The sequence below is a fragment of the Streptomyces sp. NPDC059169 genome (assembly GCF_042755225.1).
Lineage (GTDB): Bacteria > Actinomycetota > Actinomycetes > Streptomycetales > Streptomycetaceae > Streptomyces.
Genome location: NZ_JBHZCF010000051.1, coordinates 1 through 2,560, shown reverse-complemented (window position 1 = coordinate 2,560; position 2,560 = coordinate 1). Strand labels below are relative to the sequence as shown.

The 2,560-nt window shown below is 69.6% G+C and carries 2 protein-coding genes and 1 pseudogene; 2 read left to right on the top strand and 1 reads right to left on the bottom strand.

Annotated elements, in window-relative coordinates:
• Positions 1-240 (bottom strand): hypothetical protein (locus ACFXOM_RS35540; RefSeq protein WP_385041631.1); only part of this gene is annotated, 240 nt, incomplete at its 3' end.
• On the opposite strand from ACFXOM_RS35540, the pseudogene ACFXOM_RS35535 reads away from it, so the two are divergent.
• Positions 130-402, top strand: a pseudogene (locus ACFXOM_RS35535) (hypothetical protein); the annotation flags it as partial. The gene ACFXOM_RS35540 and the pseudogene ACFXOM_RS35535 sit on opposite strands and share 111 nt — an antisense overlap.
• 177 nt (positions 403-579) lie before the next feature.
• A partial coding sequence (locus tag ACFXOM_RS35530; protein WP_385041628.1) for a polyketide synthase dehydratase domain-containing protein occupies positions 580-2,560 on the top strand: 1,981 nt, incomplete at its 3' end.

The window sequence follows — 2,560 nt, the reverse complement described above, 5'->3', positions numbered from 1 at the left end:
GCGTATGCCGCTGGTGCGGCCGTGGACTGGGAGCAGACCCTCCCCGCCGACGCTCGTGTCGTCGACCTGCCGACATATGCCTTCCAGCACAGCCGTTACTGGCTGGAGGGCGTTGGTGGTGCTGGGGATGTGGTGTCGGTCGGTTTGGAGGCGACGGAACATCAGTTGTTGGCGGCGGCGGTTGCGGTGCCTGGTTCGGATGGTGTGGTGCTGACCGGTCGGATCTCTCTTCGTACGCATCCGTGGCTTGCGGATCACGCGGTGATGGGTTCGGTTCTGCTTCCGGGGACGGCTTTTGTGGAGATGGCTGTTCGTGCGGGTGATGAGGTCGGTTGTGGCACGGTGGAGGATTTGACGCTGGCGGCTGCTCTGGTTGTTCCCGAGCGTGGTGCTGTGGTGTTGCGTGTGGTTGTGGGGGCGGCGGACGGTGATGGGCGTCGTGAGTTGTCGGTGTTTTCTCGTGGGGAGGGTGGGGGTGACTCGGGTGTTTGGACGTGTCATGCCACCGGTGTGCTCGCGCTGGGTGCGCAGGCGTCGTTGTTCGATGTGGGGGTGTGGCCGCCTCAGGGTGCTGAGGCGGTGGACGTGTCGGGTTTCTATCCGGCCGCGGAGGCGGATGGCTATGGCTACGGTGCGGTTTTCCAGGGTCTGAAGGCGGCCTGGCGGGACGGCGACGACATCTATGCCGAGGTGGCGCTGCCCGAGGGCGTCGACCCGAGCGGGTTCGCCCTCCACCCGGCCCTGATGGACGCCGCCCTCCACGCCACCAGCCTCAACGACGTCGAACACGCCGATGGATCCGGCCCGTTGTTGCCGTTCTCCTGGGCCGGTGTGACCCTGCACGCGCAGGGCGCCACCGCACTGCGGGTGCACATCCGCCCCGCCGGGCAGGACACGGTGGCACTGGATCTCACCGACCGGTCGGGCGCTCCGGTGGCGACCGTCTCCTCGCTTGCCCTGCGGGCCGTGTCGGCCGACGGCTTGGCCGGTGGGGCCGCGGGGGAGACGTTCCACAGTGCGCTGTTCCGCTCCGAGTGGCGGGCCGTGTCACTGCCCGAGGCCGTACGGGTGGAGCCCTGGGCCCTTGTCGGACGGGACGCGATCGGACGACTCGCGGGCATCTCCTCGTACACCTCCGACGCTTCGTACGCCACCTACGCCTCGTTCGACGAGCTGACCCATAGCGTCCCCCCGTACGTCTTCGTCGCCCTGCCGGAGCGGAAGCCGGAGGCAGCCGACCTCGCCGTCCTGGTCCACGACGCCCTGCAGGAAACCCTGCGACTCGTGCGGGCCTGGCTGGCGGAGGACCGGTTCGCCGGGTCCCGTCTGGTCCTCGTGACGCGTGGTGCCGTCTCCGGTGAGCCGGGCGAGCGGATCAGCGCGCTCGCCCAGTCGCCGGTGTGGGGTCTGGTGCGGTCCGCGCAGGCGGAGAACCCCGACCGTCTCGTCCTCGTCGACATCGACGACGTCCCCGCCTCTCTCGGCGCGCTGCCGGCCGCGCTCGCCACCGGCGAGCCCGAACTGGTCGTGCGCGGCGGTGAGGCACGGGTCCGCAGGCTGCTCAAGGTGACCGATGAGCAGGCGCTCGTGCCGCCGCGCGAAGGCCCCTGGCGCATGGACGTCTCCGCCAGCGGCACCCTGGAGAACCTCTGCCTGGTCCCCGCACCCGACGCGGCCGAGCCGCTGCGCGAGGGCGAGGTTCGGGTCCAGGTCCGCGCCGCCGGTCTCAACTTCCGTGATGTGGTGACGGCACTCGGCATGGTGATCGTCGACGAGATCATGGGGGGTGAGGCGGCCGGTGTGGTCGCCGAGGTCGGTCCGGGTGTGACGGACCTGGCGGTGGGCGACCGTGTGGTGGGTCTGTTCACCGGTTCCTTCGGTCCGCTCGCCGTGACCCATCGTGATTACCTGGCGCCGATGCCGGCGGGCTGGACCTTCGCCGAAGCCGCCGCCGTCCCTGTCGTCTACGTGACCGCCCTGTTCGGCCTGGTCGACCTCGCGGCGACCGCACCCGGGCAGCGCGTCCTCGTCCACGCCGGCGCCGGCGGTGTCGGAATCGCTGCCATCCAGCTTGCCCGGTACTTCGGTGCGGAGGTGTTCGCGACGGCGAGTCCGGGGAAGTGGGACACGCTTCGGGCGCTGGGGCTGGACGAGGATCACATCGCGAACTCGCGTGATCTCCTCTTCGAGGAGAAGTTCATGAAGGTCACCGGTGGCGAGGGCATGGACGTGGTCCTGAACTCCCTGGCGCGTGAGTTCGTGGACGCCTCGCTGCGGCTGCTTCCGCGTGGGGGTCACTTCCTGGAGATGGGCAAGACCGACAAGCGCGACCCGGACGAGGTCGCCGCCCAACACCCGGGCGTCGCCTACGCGGCGTACAACCTGCCCGACTTCGACCGGGGCCGCTCGCAGGAGATGCTCGTCGAGATCGTCGAGCTCTTCGAACGAGGTGTCCTCAAGCCCAGCCCGGTGGTGGCGTGGGATGTGCGTCGGGGGGCGGAGGCGTTCCGGTTCATGAGTCAGGCGCGGCAGGTCGGCAAGATCGTGCTGACGGTGCCTG